Source organism: Neptunicoccus sediminis, assembly GCF_001719615.1.
Taxonomy (GTDB): Bacteria; Pseudomonadota; Alphaproteobacteria; order Rhodobacterales; family Rhodobacteraceae; genus Amylibacter; species Amylibacter sediminis.
This window is the reverse complement of record NZ_MDVX01000020.1, coordinates 1-12,556: the sequence shown is the minus strand read 5'-3', so window position 1 is coordinate 12,556 and position 12,556 is coordinate 1. Positions and strand designations below refer to the sequence as shown.

Below are 12,556 nucleotides of genomic sequence, written 5' to 3'. Positions count from 1 at the left end.
GTCTGCTTAATCCGCCTTCTGCTGGCGCTTGGCCCGCAGTTCGTGAAATTTCTTCAACAACGCACCTTTGCGTCGGTGCTGATAGGCCGAGATCATCGGCTTGGACACAAAATACAGAACCAAAGCGCAGATCAACCCCGGAACAATCCCGCCCACCAGATAGGGCCAGAACACATCGTAAAAGAACGAAGTTACCCCGTGCCACGGGCTTGGCGGATACCCGAACAGGGCTTTGGCGTTATCAAGAATTGTGCTCCACGTTTCAACAACGCCGTGTTTCACCCGATGCCAGACGCGACCTTCATGGCCCTCCCCCAGCATCCACAACCCCAGCCGGTAACTGGTGGCCGCAATAAACGGAAAGGTGATCGGGTTGCCAACGAATGTCCCGAGCAATGCCGCCAGCACATTCCCCCGCAGCACAAAGGCCAGTCCGGCTGCCAGAAAGAAATGCAGTCCGAAAAACGGGGTGAAGGTGACAAAGGCGCCGCAGGCTATTCCGAGCGCGATTTTATGGGGCGTGTCGGGCAGCCGCTTGATCCGGTGTTTTACGTAACCAAAAGCGCGCTTCCAACCCGACTTGGGGTAGAAGAACTCTGCAATAGTTTGCAGCCACGTCCTTTGATTTCTGCGTTTGAACACCCGGGATGCCTTTTGGTAACAATGAACTGCACTTAGCGCCCTTGGCGCTATGGCACCAGAACCCGCAGATCACTCTGTCTGGTGATTTCGGTTTTTGCGCAACACTTGCGCCACGTCCGAATCAGCTTCCACGGCTGTGAGGACGTGGATCAAATGTTCCACATCACGCACCTCTATATCAATCGTCATTCGGTAAAAATCCTGTTTACGATCAGTGAATTCCAGATTTGAGATGTTGGAGTTATGCTCTCCGATCAGGGTACAAATACGGCCCAGAACCCCCGCATCATTGGCCATTGTGACCTCGATGGTGGCTTTCTGATCGGCCATTCGTTTACCGTCCAGCCAGCGCAGGTCGATCCAGCGCTCCGGTGCGTCCTCGTACTCCACAAGCCGTTCGCAATCAATACGGTGCACCAGCACGCCGCTGCCCCGTGTGGCAATGCCGACGATCCGCTCCCCCGGCAGGGGTTGGCAGCAAGCGCTGGTCTGGGCGAACTGGTCAGGTTCAAGCCCGATGATCCGTTCTGCAGGTTCTTCCTGTGCGGGATCATCCACACGCACCAGTTCGGGATAAAGCACGCCGACCAGATCGGTTCCGGTCATCTCGGCGCTGCCGATCTTGGCCAGCAGTTCTTCCGCCGACCCGAGGCCCATATGCGCCGCTGCAGTGCCCAGCGCCTTATCTGTGGCTTTCTTGCCAACCCGTTCCAGCGCAACCCGCGCCAGTTCCCGTCCAAGCCGCACAAAACCGTCGCGATGTTCTTCGCGCAGGGCTTTGCGAATCGCGGATTTGGCCCGCCCCGTTACGGCAATATCCATCCAGGTGGATTGCGGGCGCTGCCCCTCGGCCGTGGTGATTTCTACAGATTGTCCGTTGCGCAACCGCGTCCAGAGCGGCACCCGCCGCCCGTCCACCTTGGCCCCCACACAGGCAGAGCCGATGCGGGTATGGATCGCATAAGCAAAGTCAATCGGTGTCGCGCCGCGGGGCAGTTTGATCACATCCCCTTTGGGCGTGAAACAGAACACCTGATCCGCAAACATATCCAGCTTTACATGTTCAAGGAATTCCTCGTTCATGTCGTTGTTGGCTACATGCTCGGTCAGTTCTTCCAGCCATTTGAACGGATCAACGGCAAAGGGGTTCTCGGCCCGCTCGCCGTTGCGATAGGACCAATGGGCCGCGACGCCGGACTCGGCCACTTCGTGCATCTGCTGGGTGCGAATCTGAATTTCCACCCGCTTGCCATCGCGTCCCGACACGGTGGTATGAATACTGCGATAGCCGTTTGATTTCGGCTGGCTGACGTAATCCTTGAAGCGCCCCGGAACAGCCCGCCAGCGGCGATGTACCAGCCCCAGCGCGGCATAAATATCGTCTTCTGTCTTGGTGATGATCCGAAAGCCGAAGATGTCGGACAGCCGCGAGAAACCCTCTTTCTTCTCCTCCATCTTGCGCCAGATGGAATAGGGTTTCTTTTCGCGCCCCAGAACCGTGGCCTCGACCCCTGCCTTTTTCAACAGATCGCGAATGTCCTGCGTGATCTGCGGTGTGACATCACCCGTTTCCTTGCGCAGGGTCAGGAAGCGGCGCATGATCGAATTGCGTGCCTCGGGGTTTAGAACGCGGAAGGACAGGTCTTCCAGTTCCTCTCGCATCCACTGCATCCCCATACGTCCCGCTAACGGCGCATAGATCTCCATTGTTTCGCGGGCTTTGCGTTCCTGCTTGGGGCCGACCATATGGCGGATGGTGCGCATGTTGTGCAGACGGTCGCTCAGCTTTACAAGGATCACCCGCACATCCTTGGACATGGCGAGCAGCAGCTTGCGAAAGTTCTCGGCCTGTTTGTTGTCTTTCGACGACAGTTCCAGATTGGTCAGCTTGGTCACGCCGTCCACCAGTTGGGCAACCTCGGTGCCAAAGCGTTTCTCAACAGCCTGATAGGTGGATTTTGTGTCTTCTACCGTGTCATGCAACAGGGCGGTGATGATCGTGTCATCATCCAGCCGTTGTTCGGCCAGAATCATCGCAACGGCAATCGGGTGGGTGAAATAGGGCTCGCCGGAATGACGCATTTGCCCGGTGTGCATCAGCTTGCCATATTCATAGGCCGCCTCGATGCGCTCCACGTTGCAGTTCGGATTATACGTCCTGACCAGATCCACAAGAACCTGGGCAGGGACCATTTCAGAATTGGTATGAACAGAAGGCCCCATTCAGCCTTATTTCATTTCTTGCGCTTCCATAAGCGCACGCAGCAGGTTTTCTTCGGACATATCATCATCCGGCTTGTCCTGTTCTGTCCCCATCAACAGCGCCATTTGATCTTCTTCCGGCTCGTCCACCTCGATCTGGGTCTGGTAGCTTTCGATGGCCGCTTCGCGCAGTTGCTCGGAGGTTAGTGTTTCCTCAGCGATTTCGCGCAGGGCAACCACAGGGTTTTTGTCGTTGTCGCGCGGCACGGTGATTTCCGCACCAGTTGAAATCTCACGCGCCCGATGTGCAGCCAGCATAACCAGCTCGAAACGGTTCGGTACTTTATCTACGCAATCTTCAACTGTAACACGTGCCATATTGGAAAACTCCGGCGGTTTGGGGATATCAAGAGTGCGCAAATAGCCGCTTTCAGGCAGGAATGCAAGGGCCATGCGGCAGGAGTTTACCCCACCCCTGCACCGCTGATGTCGCCGTAAGGCACGATTTCCGCCTGTTCCTCTGGATCAAATGCCCCGATCATCTGATCCAGCGTGGCCCCTGACACCGGATGCCGCCAGTTTGGCACCACATCGCGCAAGGGAATCAGTACGAAGAGTCGGTCCTGAATTCGGGGATGTGGCAGGATAATTTGCTCCGGAGCGCGCTCCATCTGAATTTTTTTCGGTAAATCGCGCCATTGTGAAAAGGTCGCAATATCGGGCAGAATCTGCCCGTCAAAGTCGATCAAATCCAGATCAATGACCCGCGCTTCCCAGCGTTTTTCACGGGTACGGCCCAAGCGCTTCTCAACCTTATGTAGTCCCTCCAGTACCGTGCTGGCAGAGAGCGCAGTCTCGCAATAAACAACCGCATTTACAAAATCCGGACCTGCGCCGGCGGGGAAAGCCGGCGTGCGAAAAAATCTGCTGGTTTCAACCGGAAATAGCCCGATACTTGACAAGTCACCAATTGCGGCTTCTACTATTTTCACTGAAGCGCCAATTTCGTTTGACAGGTTCGAACCCAAAGCAATTAAGCACTTTGAAAGATCTTCTCGGGCATTTTGTTGTTGCAGTACCAAATTTAGAACCTATTTTCTGCGGAGTTTCAGCCGGATCACAACACGCCAATAACCGACACCGCGCCGGCTGAATAGACATTTTGGAAGGATCAATTATGTTCTATCGCGACGAGCGTCTGGCATTGTTCATTGACGGCTCAAATCTCTATGCAGCGGCCAAAGCCCTCGGCTTTGACATCGACTACAAACTTCTCAGATCGGAGTTTATGCGTCGGGGCAAGCTTCTGCGTGCATTCTACTATACAGCCCTTTTGGAAAGTGACGAATACTCTCCGATCCGCCCGCTGGTGGACTGGCTGAACTATAACGGTTTCAACATGGTGACGAAACCGGCCAAGGAATATACCGACAGCATGGGACGCCGCAAGGTGAAAGGCAACATGGACATCGAGCTTTGCGTCGATGCGATGGAGCTGGCTCCGCATGTGGATCACATTGTGTTGTTTTCCGGCGACGGCGATTACCGTCCGATGATTGAATCCCTGCAGCGCAACGGTGTCCGGGTTTCTGTCGTTTCCACCATTCGCAGCCAGCCGCCGATGATCTCGGACGATCTGCGCCGTCAGGCCGATAACTTTATCGAACTGGACGAACTGCGGGACGTGATCGGCAGACCACCGCGCCCCGAAGGGGAAGACCAGCGCAGCGAGCCGGAATACGAAGTCGAAAACTGATAGAAAAAGGCGCCTGCGGGCGCCTTTTTTTTCGGGCGGTCGCAATCCTTTGATTGTCAGCAGGCCATAGCCGATATTACAGTGGCAGGATGAACCGGGACGAGTTTAACGCCTTTTGCGCCGCCCTGCCCCAAACGACCCATGTGGTGCAATGGGGCAATTCCGATGTCTGGAAAGTGGGCGGCAAGGTCTTTGCCCTGTGTGGCTGGGAGGAGGGCGAGGATGCGTTCACCTTCAAGGCCCAGCCCATCGCCTTTGAGGTTCTTTCCGACCAGCCCGGCATCCGCCCCGCCCCCTATCTTGCGTCCCGCGGGTTAAAATGGTTGCAGCATTACGGCAAACCGGGCCTGTCGGACGAGGAACTGAAGGCGCACCTGCGGGAAAGCTACGATATGGTGGTGGCCAAACTGACCAAAAAGAAGCGGGCGGAACTGGGCCTGTAGATGGATTGTGTTCGGTTTGCATCCGCTTTGAAGCGAAGCAAGGTTGCTTAAGACAACCCCGTAGCCTACACCCCTGCACAACTCATAACGATCAGGCAAGGAATCCCTCCTTCATGGACACCCCAAAACGGGCGGATGCACAACAACCCTCCGACAAATCCGCGCGCGATTGGGCCCAAAGCCTTGCGCAATACCGCAAACCCAACACCCCGCGCGCCATCTACGAGCTGGCTGCCAGCCTGCTTCCGTTTATCGGTCTTTGGGCGCTGGCATGGTGGATGATCCCCCACAGCGCTGTGCTTGCGGTGTTGATTGCCATTATCAACGGCGGTTTTTTGGTCCGGCTGTTTGCGATCCAGCATGATTGCGGCCACGGTGCTTTTGTCAAAAACGCGAAAGCCTCCAACTGGATCGGGCGTTGTCTGGGCGTGCTGACGCTGACCCCCTATGCGGTCTGGCGCAAAAGCCATTCCCACCACCACAGCACATCGGGTAATCTGGACCATCGCGGCATGGGCGATGTCCACACAAAAACCGTTGCCGAATATGCCGAACTGAACCGTTGGCAGAAACTCGGCTACCGGCTCTACCGCTCTCCTTTTGTGTTGTTCGGCCTTGGTCCGGTCTATCTGTTTGTTTTGCAGAACCGCTTGCCCATCGGCCTGATGACGGCAGGGCGCGTCTACTGGATTTCCGCTATGGGCACCAATGCCGTGCTTGCGCTGCTGCTGGGTCTGATCGCCTATTTCGGGGGCATCTGGCCGCTGCTGCTGGTGTTTGCGCCAACGGTGATGACGGCTGCGGCTGCGGGCGTCTGGCTGTTTTATGTGCAGCACCAGTTTGAAGAAACCCATTGGGACAGGGACGATGCCTGGAACATTCAGGACGCCGCTTTCCACGGCAGTTCCTATTACAAACTGCCTGCCTTGCTGAACTGGCTCACCGCCTATATCGGCGTGCATCACGTGCATCACCTGAACTGTCGCATCCCGTTTTATCGCCTGCCCGAAGTGCTAAGCGACCATACCAGACTGGCCCATATCCAGATCATCACTCTGGCCGAGAGCTTTCACTGCGCAAGGTTGCATCTCTGGGACGAAGACCAGCGCCGCCTGTTGTCTTTTGCCCATGCCAACAAACTGATCGCCGCCCAGCGTCCGACCTGACCGACTGTCAGCAGCAGGCCGCAGCCCCTATGCGGCCTGCGCTTGTGACAGAGCTGTTTCCAACATCTGCACCGGCTGGAACGCCTCTGGCGGGCATTCGTGGCTGGAGTGGCCAAAAGCGATCCGGCTTTTGACGTAATCCACCGAGATGAACGCCTCATCCATCCGCGCCATAGCCTTGCTGAACCTGTCACAGAGCAAAGCCACCTGCGCGGGTGTGGAACTGGTGTTTTGCACCAGAAACGCGCCATCGCCGTGATAGGTAAACAGAAACCCTTCCTGTTCTACCGTCTTTGCCAGCACACGGATCATCTGGCTCAGATAATAGCGAAAGCCCTCCGCGCTCAGCCGCATATGCAAGCTTGGCAGGTTCTTCACCTTCAGCGCCAGAATATTAAGCCGTTCGGGATGGTTCTGCTTTAACTGGAACAGAAAATTCTCAAACGCGTCTTTCGGGATTAAACTGCTGCTGCCCGTATTGGCCCGCCCCGCCTTTTCAACCGCAGCCACCAGCGCCCGTTCCATTTCCGGCAAGCCTGCGGCGGGATCATTGCGCAGGTTGCGCAAGCTCGCCAAGCGGGTTTCCGCCGCGTGCAGGCGGGTTTCGACCTCAAAGAACTCAAACGGTTTGGTAATGTAATCCAGCGCACCTGCCGCAAAAGCCCCCTGTATATTTCGGGCATCCCCCATCGCCGTCAGTTTCAGCACGGGTGCGTTCTGGTAATCGGGCATCTCGCGCAGCTTTCGCAGCAATTCCGTGCCGCTCATCACTGGCATCTGAATATCGAGAATGAAGCAGTCGAACGGAACCGCAGCCGCGTCTAACAGCGCGAGAGCTTGGGCACCGGACCCGGCCGACACCACATTCTGATAACCCGCATGTGCGAGAAACGCCTCCAGAATTTCGATGATCTCCGGATCATCATCCACAATTAGTATTTTCATCAGCCCACCTTGATGTAACAGCGCCGCGCATCCGGCGCGATTGCTCCGGAACCGGCGAACCAAAAACAGTTTACTGAAAGACCCCTTATTATTTCAGGATACATCTGATCGGCAAATACACGCAAAGGTTAAAATCCTTTAACACTTTTCGCGTTGCCATGACACAAAATTGCCACAGTTGCCCGTAGCCACAGCCCGAATCTGTCCCCCACTACGGCAACATCCCACCGGCGCTACATTTATTAACGAAGTCAGGCTCGACCAGAGGCGCGGTTTCACCTAGATAGGGGGCGCATCCAAACACAAGCCAGAGCCATGACAAAACCACCCCTGAACCTCTATCTCGCCGCACCACGGGGCTTTTGCGCCGGTGTGGACCGCGCCATCAAGATCGTTGAAATGGCGATCGAGAAGTGGGGCGCGCCTGTCTACGTGCGCCACGAAATTGTGCACAACAAATATGTGGTGGACGGGCTGCGCGAGAAAGGCGCGGTTTTTGTCGAGGAACTGTCCGAATGCCCTGACGACCGGCCGGTGATCTTCTCGGCGCATGGTGTGCCAAAATCCGTCCCCGCCGCCGCACAAGCCCGCGAGATGGTCTTTGTCGATGCCACCTGCCCGCTGGTCAGCAAGGTCCATATAGAGGCAGAACGCCACCACCAGAACGGTCTGCAAATGGTGATGATCGGTCACGACGGCCATCCCGAAACCATCGGCACAATGGGCCAACTGCCCGAAGGCGAGGTGCTGCTGGTGGAAACCCCTGCGGATGTGGCGAAACTGGCGCCCCGCGATCCCGAACAACTGGCCTATATCACCCAGACAACCCTGTCGGTGGACGATACGATTGAAATCGTTGATGCGCTGAAAGCCCGCTTTCCGGCCATCGTCGGCCCCCATAAGGAAGACATCTGCTACGCCACCACCAACCGTCAGGAAGCGGTCAAGGCGGTCGCACCCAAGATCGACGCCCTGCTGGTGATCGGCGCGCCGAATTCGTCCAACTCCAAACGGCTGGTCGAAGTGGGCAAAACCGCCGGCTGCAGCTATTCCCAACTGGTGCAACGGGCGACGGACATCGACTGGCGTGCCCTCGACGGGATCAGCGCCATCGGCATCACCGCCGGCGCCTCCGCCCCCGAAGTTTTGATTAACGAGGTCATCGACGCCTTCAAGGATCGCTATGACGTAACCAGCGAAGTGGTGGAAACCGCCGTCGAAAACGTCAGCTTCAAAGTCCCCCGCGTCCTGCGCGACTCTGCCGCCTGATGGCGCTGGCGCTACCGCCGCGCACGCCGCTGGCACTGGCAACCCTTGGAACCGCCCCTTTTGTTATTGCAGCAATCGGGGCGGCGACCGACACGGTGTTCACGCCCTTCCCCTACAGCAGCGTTGAGACGATCATCCATTTCGGCATCATCGTGCTGTCCTTCCTGACCGGCATCCTCTGGGGCTTTGCCTCCCATTCGCCAAAAGGCCAGTCCTCTTACGCCTATATCACCGGCGCGATCCCTGTGCTGTATGTGTTTTTCGCCGTGGTCGGAACCGACGCCGATAAACTGGAGGCACTTATGTTCGGCTTTCCGGCCCTGTTAACCATCGACACATCCTTCCAGCATTCGCGCCTCGCCCCGCGCTGGTGGCTGACCCTGCGCATCCCTACAACACTGGTGATCATAGCCTGCCTGAGCGTCACACGGCTGAGCATCTGACAATCGCCCACCGGCACCGATTGATTTCCAGACGGATTCCATGACACAAAAGCTTGACCGCTAGAGGACCGCAAATGGATCGCAAAACCATAGACATCTATGACGAGAAAGCCGGCGAATACGCCAGACTCGTGACACGCGACGAACCCTCACGCCACTTGCGCGCCTTTATAGACTCCCTGCCCCAAGGTGGAACAGTGCTCGATCTTGGCTGTGGACCGGGCAATGCCGCCGCCACATTGCGCGATGCCGGTTTCACGGTGACAGCCCTTGATGCCAGCCCGAAAATGGTAGAACTCGGCGCCGCGCGATACGGTCTGGACATTACCCTTGGCACCTTTGACGATGTGGCCTTTGACGGTGTCTGGGCCAGTTTCTCGCTGCTGCACGCAGCGCGGCAGGATATGCCCCGACACCTGAAGGCCATTCATACGGCGCTGAAATCCGGCGGGGTTTTCGTGATCGGCGTAAAAACCGGAACCGGCACCAGCAGGGATGCAATCGGACGCCGGTATACCTACTATGAACCGGACGAACTGGACCGGCTTTTGCGCGACGCGGGCTTTCGCCCTGTTGCCTCTGACAGCGGCTCTGATACAGGGTTGTCCGGTGAAACCTCCCCGTGGATAATTGTGACCGCCCATGCCTGAACTCTTCGCTTATACAGACGGTGCCTGCTCTGGAAACCCCGGTCCCGGAGGCTGGGGCGCAATGCTGATCGCCCGCGAGGGCGACACCGTCCTGAAAACCCGCGAGCTGAATGGCGGCGAACCTGAAACCACCAACAACCGGATGGAACTTCTGGCCGCGATCAACGCACTCGAAGCGCTGGAAAAGCCCAGCACCATCACGCTTGTAACCGACAGCAACTACGTCAAAGACGGGATCACCAAATGGATTTTCGGCTGGAAAAAGAACGGTTGGAAAACCGCCGCTAAAAAGCCGGTGAAGAACGAGGAATTGTGGAAGGCGCTGGATGCCGCCACCAAACGGCACAACATCACGTGGAAATGGATCAAGGGTCACGCCGGACACGCGGAAAACGAACGGGCGGATGAACTGGCGCGGCAGGGAATGGAACCTTTCAAACCGGCCAAGAAATCTGCCAAACCGAAATGACCCCGCTCGACGCCATTGATTACGCTGCTGTTTTCGTCTTCGCCCTGACCGGCGCACTGACCGCCAGCCGCGCCCAGCTCGACATTATCGGATTTGCTTTTCTGGCAAGCCTCACAGCCGTTGGCGGTGGCACCATCCGCGACCTGTTACTTTACGAGAATCCGATTTTCTGGATCGAAGACCCCCGCTATATCCTGATCGCCTGCGCAGCCGCTGCACTTGTCTTTGTGACAGCCCACAGGTTTGAAAGCCGCATGCGCCTGATTCTCTGGCTCGATGCGCTGGCCCTCTCCGTGGCGGTCGCCGCCGGCGCGGGTGTGGCGCTTGCCACCGGCCAATCCCCGATTATCGTCGCCCTGATGGGCGCTGTCACCGGAACCATGGGCGGCCTGATGCGCGATGTGGTCGCAAACCAAGTGCCTCTGGCGCTCAAACAAGGGGAACTCTACGTCACCGCCGCTTTCGCCGGCGCAGTGGCCGCCTTGCTGACGGCCGGAGTGACCGACCACATACTCGCCCCCCTCGCTGCCTGCACAGCCGTAACCCTGATCCTGCGCGCCGGCTCCATAGCCTTCGGCTGGCGCCTGCCCGTCTACAAAAGCCGCCCCCCCAAACCCTAAGCGCCAATCCACTGCCACTTCAATGTTCCGTAAAATACTCCTGCCGGAGGGGTATATCCTTCGTATCAAGCGCTTTCACAAACGCTCTGAGATTTAAATCGTGCTTTAATAAGAGTGCGGTAGCGTCTCAGCGCGGTCCGGTAATTCCCGGGCAGTGCCATCTGCGTTTGTAGATATTTCGGAGGTACACATATGGCAAAATCCAATTTCTTCACAGTTGCACAATTAAAGTCTCTGCCGCCTGGCAAACATTGCGACGGACAGGGCTTATGGTTGTTTAAGAGGAAAGACGGCGGGGCACAATGGACCTTCCGGTTTTCCCTGTTCGGACGGCAGCGCGAAATGGGGCTTGGCTCCTATCCCCTCCTGTCTCTCGCAGAGGCCCGAAAAGCAGCTCATGATGTGCGGCGGATTGTGGCGAACGGGGATGATCCAATCAAAATCAAGCGGCGGCAGAGAAACCATGCAAGCGCCCAGGAAGGTCGGTTCCATGTTTTGGCCTATGCTGCTTTTGAAGCCCATCGCTCCACGCTGAAGCATGAAGGGTCGGACGGGATGTGGTTCAGCCCGATCAAGAACCATCTTCTGCCCCATCTGGGAATGATGCCCGTTGTCAAGATTGACCAGCATGACATTAAACAGGCACTGTCCCGTGGCTGGGAGACCTCTCCCGTCACAGCAAAGAAGGCCTTGTCCCGACTAAAGGTGATCCTGAGCTATGCAATCGCAGAGGGCTTTGACGTGAACCTCGGCATCATTGACCAGGCACGCATCCTGCTCGGTGCTCCAAGACACACCGTCACCCACATTGCCGCGCTCGACTGGGCTGAGGCGCCAGTCTTTTACCAATCGCTTGGAGAGTTCGCGCCCGCAGAACTTGCGCTCCGCATGCTAATGTTGACAGGTGTGCGTTCGGACGCGGTTAACAATATGCGGCTTGATCAGATCACCGGGGACATCTGGACGGTGCCTGTAGAGCATGTCAAAGGCCGCAAGGGCTTTACCAAACCCTTCCGTGTGCCTCTGTCCGGTGAAGCCCTGCGGGTGATTGACCTCGCCCGCGCGATTGAGCAAAACGGCTATCTCTTTCCCAACAGTCGTGGCGGCCCGCTGAATAAGATGTCCATGCGCAACTACATGGTAGAGCGCCGCCTGGAAGCCCGTCCCCACGGTTTCCGCGCTACATTGCGCACATGGCTGTCCGAACGCACAGAATGCGCCCGGGAGGTGGCTGAGGCCTGCCTCGGGCACTTCGCGGTCAATGATGTGGAAGATGCCTACAACCGCGCTGTTTATCTGGAACGCCGCAAACCATATTTGGCGGATTGGGCTGGTTACTTGATTGGTGGGGACTGATATTAGAGTTGGATCGCGGGAAATCTACCTGTGTCAAAGCTAAAATCGGTCACGTTCGGTGTGGGGGCACACCGGACGCCCAATCAAATCAAGCTTCAATAAAATACCTTCCCTATACCCTCTAATAACTTTGAGACCGGTCCGTTCGTTACTGACAACAAGTGTAGTTCGCAATCAACTATTACCGGCTCCCTGAATTTTCAGCTAAGCATCTCTAAATAAACGCTTCTTTCTTCTGCCAAAAACTTTCTAACAACTGACCAATATCCTCTAGTTCAAATGGTTTTAGTATAACACCAGCTGCACCAAGAGTGAAGAGATGGTCAATAATACTGCGTTCAGTTTTCGCCGTCATAAAGACTGCTGGGACATCTGATAAGCCTTCAATCGAGCACAACCCCTTCCAAGTTTCTTCCCCATTCATTTCAGGCATCATAAAATCAAGTAAAAAAAGTTGCGGATTGAAATCCAACGCTTACTTGATAGCTTCGGAGCCTCTAGCGCAAGATAAGACCTCATAACCGTTATTTACCTCAAGTGTCACTTGAACGATAAAACGGATATCTTCCTCATCGTCTACGTGAAGAATTCTCTC

General features: G+C 56.5%; 15 protein-coding genes. 9 read left to right on the top strand and 6 right to left on the bottom strand.

Going from position 1 to position 12,556, the window contains the following annotated elements; genetic code table 11:
* Positions 1 to 6: 6 nt before the first annotated feature.
* From BFV97_RS16640 to folK, 4 genes are all read right to left on the bottom strand, one after another.
* Positions 7 to 642, bottom strand: coding sequence for a DUF2062 domain-containing protein (locus BFV97_RS16640; RefSeq protein WP_069301528.1), 636 nt, complete (start codon positions 640 to 642; stop codon positions 7 to 9).
* Between the two features lie 69 nt (positions 643 to 711).
* Positions 712 to 2,835, bottom strand: coding sequence for a RelA/SpoT family protein (locus tag BFV97_RS16635; protein ID WP_069301555.1), 2,124 nt, complete (start codon positions 2,833 to 2,835; stop codon positions 712 to 714).
* 36 nt (positions 2,836 to 2,871) lie between these two features.
* A complete protein-coding gene (rpoZ, locus tag BFV97_RS16630) occupies positions 2,872 to 3,222 on the bottom strand; it encodes a DNA-directed RNA polymerase subunit omega (protein WP_069301554.1) in 351 nt (116 codons plus the stop codon).
* A gap of 86 nt (positions 3,223 to 3,308) precedes the next feature.
* Positions 3,309 to 3,926 (bottom strand): 2-amino-4-hydroxy-6-hydroxymethyldihydropteridine diphosphokinase, encoded by a 618-nt coding sequence (gene folK, locus BFV97_RS16625; protein ID WP_069301527.1) that lies wholly within the window; start codon positions 3,924 to 3,926, stop codon positions 3,309 to 3,311.
* A gap of 95 nt (positions 3,927 to 4,021) precedes the next feature.
* On the opposite strand from folK, the gene BFV97_RS16620 reads away from it, so the two are divergent.
* The 3 genes from BFV97_RS16620 to BFV97_RS16610 all read left to right on the top strand — a co-directional run bounded on the left by BFV97_RS16620 (position 4,022) and on the right by BFV97_RS16610 (position 6,209).
* Positions 4,022 to 4,600, top strand: a complete 579-nt coding sequence (locus BFV97_RS16620) for a LabA-like NYN domain-containing protein (RefSeq protein WP_069301526.1) — start codon at positions 4,022 to 4,024, stop codon at positions 4,598 to 4,600.
* Between the two features lie 89 nt (positions 4,601 to 4,689).
* Positions 4,690 to 5,043: an MmcQ/YjbR family DNA-binding protein gene (locus BFV97_RS16615; protein WP_069301525.1), complete on the top strand. Its 354-nt coding sequence runs from the start codon at positions 4,690 to 4,692 to the stop codon at positions 5,041 to 5,043.
* Positions 5,044 to 5,156: 113 nt separating this feature from the next.
* Complete coding sequence (locus tag BFV97_RS16610) at positions 5,157 to 6,209, top strand: fatty acid desaturase (RefSeq protein WP_069301524.1); 1,053 nt, start codon at positions 5,157 to 5,159, stop codon at positions 6,207 to 6,209.
* A 27-nt stretch (positions 6,210 to 6,236) separates the two neighbouring features.
* On the opposite strand, the gene BFV97_RS16605 is transcribed toward BFV97_RS16610, so the two are convergent.
* Entirely contained in the window at positions 6,237 to 7,154 is a 918-nt protein-coding gene (locus tag BFV97_RS16605; protein ID WP_069301523.1) for a response regulator transcription factor, read from the bottom strand.
* 315 nt (positions 7,155 to 7,469) lie between these two features.
* On the opposite strand from BFV97_RS16605, the gene ispH reads away from it, so the two are divergent.
* From ispH to BFV97_RS16575, 6 genes are all read left to right on the top strand, one after another.
* Positions 7,470 to 8,423 carry a 4-hydroxy-3-methylbut-2-enyl diphosphate reductase gene (gene ispH, locus BFV97_RS16600; RefSeq protein ID WP_069301522.1) on the top strand — a complete coding sequence of 318 codons (954 nt, stop codon included), beginning with the start codon at positions 7,470 to 7,472 and terminating at the stop codon, positions 8,421 to 8,423.
* Complete coding sequence (locus tag BFV97_RS16595; protein WP_069301521.1) at positions 8,423 to 8,866, top strand: DUF3429 domain-containing protein; 444 nt, start codon at positions 8,423 to 8,425, stop codon at positions 8,864 to 8,866. The genes ispH and BFV97_RS16595 overlap by 1 nt, the downstream gene beginning before the upstream one ends.
* 74 nt (positions 8,867 to 8,940) lie before the next feature.
* Positions 8,941 to 9,516 (top strand): class I SAM-dependent DNA methyltransferase, encoded by a 576-nt coding sequence (locus BFV97_RS16590; RefSeq protein WP_069301520.1) that lies wholly within the window; start codon positions 8,941 to 8,943, stop codon positions 9,514 to 9,516.
* On the top strand, positions 9,509 to 9,985 hold the full coding sequence (gene rnhA / locus BFV97_RS16585) for a ribonuclease HI (protein ID WP_069301519.1): 477 nt from the start codon (positions 9,509 to 9,511) through the stop codon (positions 9,983 to 9,985). Before BFV97_RS16590 ends, rnhA begins: the two co-directional genes overlap by 8 nt.
* Positions 9,982 to 10,605 (top strand): trimeric intracellular cation channel family protein, encoded by a 624-nt coding sequence (locus BFV97_RS16580; protein WP_069301518.1) that lies wholly within the window; start codon positions 9,982 to 9,984, stop codon positions 10,603 to 10,605. Before rnhA ends, BFV97_RS16580 begins: the two co-directional genes overlap by 4 nt.
* A 192-nt stretch (positions 10,606 to 10,797) precedes the next feature.
* Positions 10,798 to 11,961: a tyrosine-type recombinase/integrase gene (locus BFV97_RS16575; protein WP_069301517.1), complete on the top strand. Its 1,164-nt coding sequence runs from the start codon at positions 10,798 to 10,800 to the stop codon at positions 11,959 to 11,961.
* 214 nt (positions 11,962 to 12,175) lie between these two features.
* Here the strand turns inward: BFV97_RS16575 and BFV97_RS16570 are convergent, their stop codons facing one another.
* Positions 12,176 to 12,433, bottom strand: coding sequence for a response regulator (locus tag BFV97_RS16570; protein WP_083225701.1), 258 nt, complete (start codon positions 12,431 to 12,433; stop codon positions 12,176 to 12,178).
* Positions 12,434 to 12,556 lie beyond the last annotated feature (123 nt).